At 43.0% G+C, this 7,849-nt stretch carries 5 protein-coding genes; all 5 read left to right on the top strand.

Annotated elements, in window-relative coordinates:
• Positions 1-1,908 (top strand): SusC/RagA family TonB-linked outer membrane protein (locus tag VF500_RS07600; protein WP_330859097.1); only part of this gene is annotated, 1,908 nt, incomplete at its 5' end.
• A 46-nt stretch (positions 1,909-1,954) separates the two neighbouring features.
• Positions 1,955-3,790, top strand: coding sequence for a RagB/SusD family nutrient uptake outer membrane protein (locus VF500_RS07595; protein WP_330859096.1), 1,836 nt, complete (start codon positions 1,955-1,957; stop codon positions 3,788-3,790).
• A gap of 69 nt (positions 3,791-3,859) precedes the next feature.
• Positions 3,860-5,194 (top strand): IPT/TIG domain-containing protein, encoded by a 1,335-nt coding sequence (locus VF500_RS07590; protein ID WP_330859095.1) that lies wholly within the window; start codon positions 3,860-3,862, stop codon positions 5,192-5,194.
• 215 nt (positions 5,195-5,409) lie between these two features.
• Positions 5,410-6,963: a hypothetical protein gene (locus VF500_RS07585; protein ID WP_330859094.1), complete on the top strand. Its 1,554-nt coding sequence runs from the start codon at positions 5,410-5,412 to the stop codon at positions 6,961-6,963.
• Positions 6,964-6,988: 25 nt separating this feature from the next.
• Positions 6,989-7,849, top strand: an 861-nt coding sequence (locus VF500_RS07580) for a DUF1565 domain-containing protein (protein WP_330859093.1), incomplete at its 3' end; no start/stop codon positions are given.

Below are 7,849 nucleotides of genomic sequence, written 5' to 3'. Positions count from 1 at the left end.
GCAGGAAATATCTGGTATGAATCGTACTTAACCCCACCTAATGCATTCCCGATAAGATATCCCGATGGTAAATGGGCAGGCCCTTACAACAATGGCGGCTCCAACCCGGTAAATGATATCCAAAACTCAGGTTATAACAGTGAGTTTCGGCCTACCATCCAGTCTGTTTTTTCTATTAACCAGAAACTGGATGCCATTACCAACGGACTAAGCGCCATGGCCAGGTTTTCGTTCGACTCGTACAGCGAAAACGACAATGGCAGAACAGGCACCAATGATCTTTATTTAGCAACTTCAAGAGACCCGCAGGGTAACCTGGTATTAGGTCAATCGAGGTATGGAAACCAGTTTTTGGGTTATACCCAGTATTCATCTGCCGAAAAAACCATGTACCTGGAAAGCAATATTAACTATGATCAGTCTTTCGGCAAACACCATATTGGCGCACTGCTTTTGTACAATATGAGGTCAAGGGTCCAGAGCACAGCAGGTAGTGTTATAAACTCCATTCCTTATAACAATCAAAGTTTGGCCGGTAGGACAACCTATACATATGCCGATAGGTATTTGCTTGAATTTGATGCTGGTTATACTGGTTCGGAAAACTTTGAGCCGGGCAAAAAATTTGGTTTTTTTCCAGCTGTGTCCGCAGGTTGGGTAATTTCAAGGGAGCCTTTTTTTAAGGATTTTTCAAAAACGTTTAACCTGCTTAAAATAAGGGGATCTCATGGCCTTGTAGGTAATGATCAGATTGGATCTCACTATCAAATTACCAGGTTTCCTTATATCAATCAATATGGCAGTGGCGGCTCTGTGGGCTTAGGCCTTAACGGAACTGTATATGGCGGCACTAAAGAAACTGTTATAGGTGTTGAAAACCTGACATGGGAAAAAGCCCGGAAAGATAATATCGGGCTGGAAATAGGGCTGTTCAATAAACTGAATATCACTATTGATGCCTATAAAGAGAGACGGACAAATATTTTAGTTCAGCGAAGCTCATTATCAGGGATACTGGGTGTAAGCGGGGTTGTATTTGCCAATTTGGGCGAAATGAATAACCACGGTATTGAGGGTAACCTTGAATATAATGACAATATAGGCAAGGTGGGCTTGCGTCTTTATGGCAATTTCACTTATAACAATAATAAAATTGTACAGCAGGACGAACCTAAACAGCTGTATGCCTATCAACAATCAACCGGCCGCAAATATGGCGATAACCTGATGTACGTTGCGGAAGGGTTATTTACCTCGCAGGAAGATGTTGATAAAAGTCCTACCCAGTTTGGCGCTGTGCTAAGGCCCGGAGATATCAAATACAAAGATGTAAACGGCGATGGCGTGATCAACAGCTATGATAAGGTTTATACCGGTAAATCCGATATCCCTACCATATTGTATGGCGCAGGGTTTACGGTTAGTTATAAAAAGTTCGATCTTTCTCTTTTCTTCCAGGGAACCGGTAATGTAATTATCATGGCAAACGGTTCTTCTATAACCGGTGCAGGTGCAGAGGGCGCTGGTATAGTGCCGTTTACAGGCATGGGCACTTATCCATCGGGTATGCTCGCGATCCTTGAGAACAGGTGGACAGTTGATAACCCGAGTCAGAATGTATACTATCCGCGTTTAGGCATTGCTAATCAAAACAGTAACAATTATCAGCCGAGCACATGGTGGTCAAAAGACGCGAGTTTTGTCCGTTTAAAACAGGCTACATTGGGTTATACTTATAAGCCCTTGTTTCTTACAAAGGCGGGTATTAACTCAGTTTACTTGTATTTAACGGGGCAAAACCTGTTAACCTTCTCCAAATTCAAACTTTGGGACCCTGAACTTGGCTCTAACGGCGCAGGCTATCCACCGGTACGAATACTTGCCCTTGGATTAAGGGTTGCGTTATAGAAATCGTGAATTTAAATCAGTTTCAAAAGAATTTAAAGTGTGCCAAATGAAAAAAAACATACTAATAATGGTAGTTGGGATATGCTTCCTGAGTGCCTGTTTATCGTCCTGTAATTACCTTAATAAAAAACCGGATAACCTGTTAACATCAGATCTGATCTGGAGCACCAGGGCCAATGCCGAATCGTATTTATATAATATATATGGTTATATCAAACAAACCGATGGGGGAGATTACAGCGCAATGGGGGCAAGTGACGAGTCATCGGTATCCATCCCCGGTACCAATGTAAGGCAAATGGTTGTGGGTAACTGGAGCCCGGTAAACGCTTATTTTGATTACTGGGATAACTACTATACCGGCATTCGGTCGTCTTTTATTTTTGAAGCCAATATTGATAAGGTTCCGTCCAGTCAGTTGAGTGTCAGCCTGAAAAATCAATATAAAGCCGAAGCCCGTTTTTTGCGCGGATGGTTTTACTGGCAGTTAATGAAACAGTTTGGCCCGGTTGTAAAAATAACCGAAGCGTTAAGCCTAAATGACGACTTTAATAAGTACCCGAGAGCATCTTTTGACGAATGCAAGGATTACATTAACCAACTGATGGATCAGGCTGCTTCGAGCTTACCTGCCCAATGGCCTTCAACCAGCAATTATGGCAGGCCAACAAAGGGCGCGTGCCTGGCAGTAAAAGCACAGCTGGCTTTATTGGCAGCAAGCCCATTGTGGAACGGTAACCCATCATTTGCCTCTTTTAAAAATCAGGATGGTACCCCACTGGCACCTACAGTATTTGATGCGGGTAAATGGAAAATAGCCGCGGACGCAGCTAAGGCCGTAATAGATCTTGGTGCGTATAAGTTATTTACAAATCTTGACAATGGCGGAACCCAGTTTGATCCTTATCTATCTGTCAGGGACCTTTTCTTAACAAACTGGAACAACGAGATCATCTTTTCAAGAAACTCCTGGAGTTATTGGGGATATACCAAATGTGTATCGCCGGGGCCGGGAGGATATAGTATGTACAACGCCACCCAAAATGTGGTGGATGCATTTTATATGAATAACGGCCGCACCATTGATGACCCGCGTTCGGGATATACAGCTACAAGTTTTGCCCAAAGTAACGGTGCCAAATATTGGGAGCACAGTAAAGGGCAATGGAACATGTATGCCAACCGCGAACCGCGTTTTTACGCCTATATCCAGTACAATGGCCGGCCGGTATTGCCAGCCCCAACTGTTGATGATAAAAACTATTATTCATCAGATGCCAATATTGACGGAACAGGCCGGGTTGAATTTTATTATAACGGTAAAGCTGGTGCAAAGGCCAGTGGTGCAAGTAATAATATTACCGGATATGATGTATTGAAAAACGTAAGTCCTGCCGATAATATAAGGCAGGATGCCACCAATTACCGGCCTTTTATACTCATGAGATATGCCGAAATATTGCTGGATTATGTAGAGGCCTTGAATGAATATGATCCCTCTAACTCCAATATCGTGCTTTATCTTGATCAGATCAGGACAAGAGCTGGCTTACCCGGTATAGAAACCGTTTATCCGGAAGCTGTTGGAAACAAGGATTTAATGCGGAAATACATTTTAAGGGAACGCCAGGTTGAGCTTTGTTTCGAAAGCGACAGATACTTTACCCTTGTAAGAAGATTATTGTTGGGTGCCGATGAAAATCAGACCATTTACGGACTGAATGTCAACACGGATGATCAGGGACTGGGATTCTCTTTTACCGGCCTTTACAACAAAACGCTTTTTCAGAAAAGGGTGTGGAACAATAAAATGTACCTGTTCCCAATATCTCAGTACCAATTGGACCGCGATAGGGCATTGGTACAAAATCCTGGTTGGTAATGCCGGCTCTTATTTACCCAACAGGGTGTAAAAGATCTGGAAATAAATAATTAAACCGTAATTATTCAAATGAAAACATTCATAAACATATTGGCAAAAGGTATCAATCAATACCTGCTTGCCGGGGCGCTTTTTATAATGGTAGCTTTTATGAGCTGTAAAAAAGAAAAAGTTCCTGCACATGATCCTGCATCACCTATCAGCATCAGTACATTTATCCCGGCACAGGGCGGGGGTGGTACCGAAGTACTGATCTCCGGTACTAACTTTTCAACAGATACCTCGCAAATTTCGGTTACCCTGAATGGGGTTAAACTGAAGATCATCGGCGCCAATACCAAACAAATGATGGTAGTTGTGCCTAAAAAGGCTGGTTCCGGGCCTATCGTTGTAACTATTGGAAAAGGAACCGCAACAAGTACCGATAATTTTACATACCAATATACCAGGACAGTCACTACACTGGCAGGGTCGGGCAAGGCTGGTTTTGCAAATGGTCAGGGTGCAGATGCCATGTTTGATTTTAGCGGGCAAAGCTGGTACAGAAGCATGGGGATTTCTGTTGATGACAACCTGAATGTTTATGTTGCCGATCCCGGAAATCATTGCATCAGAAAAATTGACACTGCCGGTAATGTATCCACACTCGCAGGCAATCCCCTGGTTTCGGGTTATGCGGACGGTAAAGGAAGCGCGGCAAATTTCTCCATACCTTATGATGTTGCTGTTGATGCCCAGGGAAACGTATATTCTGTTGATCCCGGAAATTATGATATCCGTAAAATAAGCCCCGATGGTACTGCAACCACCTGGGCCTGGGGCAACCAGTCGCCATGGAGTGTTGCTATCGACAAAACAACGGGTTATGTTTATTACTCCAGTTGCTCCAGTCCCGGAAATATCTACCAGGTATCAGCTCAGTGGACTACCAAACAGGTTATATCCGGCCTTAACTATCCCGCCGGAATCAAATTTGACAAGGCAGGCAACTTATACGTATCGGTTAACGGCGACCAGGTTATCAGGAAATTCACAGCCGGCAACTGGAATGGTAGTATCATAGCCGGGCAACTTGGGGTTTCGGGTTATTTAAACGGAGCCGCTACAACTGCAAAATTTGCTTATCCATGGGGCATCGCGGTTGATAACAGCAGCAATATTTATGTAGCAGGCAACGGAACATGGGACGGCGGAAGCTATAATCCCGACCAAAGCATCCGCTTTATCCAGGCCAATACGTTTGATGTAAGCACCTTTGCCGGCAGCGGTACAGCAGGATACGCTGATGCTATAGGTGGATCTGCGCTTTTCAGCGCGCCAACCGGTGTTGCTGTCGATAAAAACGGAACTGTTTATGTTTTGGATAAAATCAACAACCGGATAAGAAAAATAGTTTCGGAATAATGACGGTCCGCATTGAAAATACTATCACAGTTTGGTTTTCAACCCTGGCAATGTCCTTTTGTTGCCGGGAAAAATTTGAGTAGTAGTTAATAATTGTTTGGTTTTATTTAAGGGTACTCCGTAGCAGAAAACATGTTTCTGCTACGGGCAGGTACTGCCTGGCTTTTAGTGCGGATAAACTTAAGCGGGTACGCTGATTTTTTAGAATAGATTTAATGAAACGTTATATAAATATCTTTTTAATACATGTTTTTGCCATTCAGGCTTTGGCCTGCAGCAAAAAAACAGTGGGTAATGATGTAATTACTTCAACCGGTAATGCACATATCTATTATGTATCGGTTAATGGCTCTGATGCCAATTCAGGCAAAATCAATGCGCCTTTCCAAACTATCAACACAGCCTTGGGGCATGCTATACCCGGCGATACCGTAATGGTAAGAGGGGGGAACTATTATGATAAAGTGATATTTCCCCAATCGGGCATCATGAACAAATTAATTACTTTAAAAGCATATCCCGGTGAAAAGCCCGTGATAGACGGGAGTAAAATAATTGTTTCGGGTTGGGTGCCACTGGTTACGCTGAGCAATGTAAGGTATATAACACTGGATGGCTTTGATATTTGCAACCTTACGAGCTCAACTTTTAATACCGATCCTGAAGGTATCGCTATCAATGGAAATTCGCACGATATCACTATTAAGAACTGCAATATTTATAACATAAAGAACAACGCATCCCTGAACGACTGGCGAAGCGGGCACGCTATACTGGCAATAGGCAACGGGACTACCGCCATTACTAACCTGGTTATTACGGGTTGTACTGTACATGATACGCAGACAGGTACAAGTGAAAATGTAACACTGGCCGGTAATATTGACGGTTTTGTTTTTAGCCATAATAAAGTATATGATACAGAAAACATCGGGATAATTGTTGCCGGTGGCGATGGTTTAAATCCCAAAGGAGATGTGGCTACCAACTACGCCCGCAATGGTGTGATAAGTGATAATGTTTTTCACGATAATACAATGACCAGAACCCCGGAGACCTGGGGCCCCGACAGGTACGGTGCTATCTCAATTTACGTTTGCGGCGGTGCTAATACTATTATTGAACGAAACAAGGTGTACAATAGCGATAGGGGGATAGGGCTGGTAAGTGAGAGCAATGTGTATGCAACCAGAACCACCATTGTGCGAAATAACTTTGTATATAACTGTTATCGCACAGGTATATACATGGGCGATTACCTGAATTACACCTCGGGCGGAACTAAAAACTGTTACATCGTAAACAATACCTTATATCAAAATGACCGTGTACCAGGCGCGTTTGGCGAAATTGAAGGCGAGATAAGACTTACCGAGCATTGCGACAATAACGTGATCAAAAATAACATAGTTTATGCAAGGCCTGTTGATGTATTTATTCATAAGTATACCACAACAGGCAGCAATAACATTATCGATAATAATTTATACTATACTACAGGCACTCCGCAATGGATCTGGAACAGTACCAACGGCGCACCATATACCGATTTGAGCGCCTGGAAAGCAGCCAGCGGCAATGATGCCGGTTCAACAAACGGGCAGGACCCTCTTTTGCTGAGCAGCTCGTCGCCTGATCTTCATATACAATCGGCCTCCCCTGCAAAAAATACCGGAAATGTGATATCTGCCGATATAAATGGTACTACAGATATTGACGGAAATACCCGCATTGTAAATAATAAGATAAGTAAAGGCGCACAACAGTAAGATGTTTAATTAAAAAAGTATGCTTATGAAATGTAATGTCAATGTTTTTTTAATGCTTGGTTTTGCTGTACAGGCATTTGGTTGCAGCAAAAAAAACGATGCAGGCGGTAATGTTACAACTACCGGAAATACTCATGTTTATTATGTAGCTGTCAACGGGCAGGAGTCAAATAAAGGAACAATCGATGCGCCTTTTCAAACTATCAATAATGCGCTCTCCCACACCATTCCCGGCGATACCGTAATGGTAAGGGGCGGGGTATATAGCGAAAAGGTTGTATTTCCCAAATCGGGGGTAATGGATAAATATATTACCTTAAAAGCATACCATGGCGAAACCCCTGTAATTGACGGAAGTGCTTTTAGTGTTAACGGGAGGGAAGCCCTGATAACCATTGATAAGGCAAAGTTTATTGTTGTAGATGGCTTCGAAATACGCAACCTCAAAACCGCTACAGGCGACCCTAAAGCCATTATGGTTGAAGGCGGATCTGATTATATTACCGTAAAAAACAACACCATATACGGTATTGATTATACTCAGCTGCCGCTTAACGGGGGCGGTAACGCCATTTTAGTTATCGGAAACACTTCTGATCCGGTAACTAATATTACTGTTACAGGAAATACTATTCACGATTGTAAAACCGGTTATGGCGAAAATTTAACTATCAACGGCTATGTTGATGGTTTTACCGTTACCAACAATACCATTTATAACGCTCAAAATATCGGCATTGATGCAGCCGGCGGTTATGCGGCTAATAGTGACCCTACGTTAAACTATGCCCGTAACGGTGTTATCAGCAGCAATACCCTTTATAATATTGAAAGCAAAAGAGGACCGCTTGGCGGGCATGGCGCTATAGGTATTTATGTGGATGGT

The sequence above is a fragment of the Mucilaginibacter sp. genome (assembly GCF_036383575.1).
Classification (GTDB): domain Bacteria; phylum Bacteroidota; class Bacteroidia; order Sphingobacteriales; family Sphingobacteriaceae; genus Mucilaginibacter.
The sequence above is the reverse complement of the archived record's forward strand: the minus strand, read 5'-3'. Positions and strand labels throughout refer to the sequence as shown.